Origin of the sequence: Vibrio sp. TRT 2004 (assembly GCF_050113735.1) — a bacterium.
Classification (GTDB): Bacteria; Pseudomonadota; Gammaproteobacteria; order Enterobacterales; family Vibrionaceae; genus Vibrio.
The window spans coordinates 1-525 of record NZ_JBNJOH010000163.1 but is presented as its reverse complement, the minus strand read 5'-3'; the positions used below and the strand labels follow the sequence as shown (position 1 = coordinate 525).

The following is a 525-nucleotide window of genomic DNA, read 5'->3' as shown; positions in this document are numbered from 1 at the left end:
ACGATTCTAACAATATTTTCAGGCGTTCCATCTTCAGGATTCTCTGGGTAATAAATCAGATCTGAGCCGTCTGGATGCCCTATAATTTCTTCGAAATGTAAAACAGCATCGATATGTTCTTGTTCAGTAGCATAATCATCAACACAAATTCTATTAACTAATTGCAAAAACTCTGATTGCGTGTATTCCGAGATGTTATTTTTCATTTTTCACCCTATGAATATCTATATGTTTTCTAGCGGTAACGACTCTTAAATTATCTACATTGTAAACTTCACCACCATTCTGTATTTCATCTACATGATGTAGTTCATACTTCACCCTTCCACCGACTCGATCCCCTTTTCTACAGAATGGTGCTCTACCATTTTTCATAGTATTAAGGTTGGTCCCAATAAATTGCTCTTTCAATTGCTCAGAATGGCTAATTTCAGTCCAAAATGCTTCTCTAAACGCATCAAAATTACTAAATTCTTTACCTCTGAGCTTATTTGCAACCTCCGACGGAACTGGTGAACCTAACCC

At 36.6% G+C, this 525-nt stretch carries 2 protein-coding genes; both read right to left on the bottom strand.

What is annotated here, in order from left to right; all coding sequences use genetic code 11:
* Positions 1–206: bacteriocin immunity protein (locus tag ACQEXR_RS20435; RefSeq protein WP_427021064.1), on the bottom strand; the 206-nt coding region annotated here is incomplete at its 3' end.
* The coding region (locus ACQEXR_RS20430; protein WP_427021063.1) for an HNH endonuclease signature motif containing protein at positions 196–525 on the bottom strand (330 nt) is incomplete at its 5' end. The genes ACQEXR_RS20435 and ACQEXR_RS20430, both read right to left, overlap by 11 nt.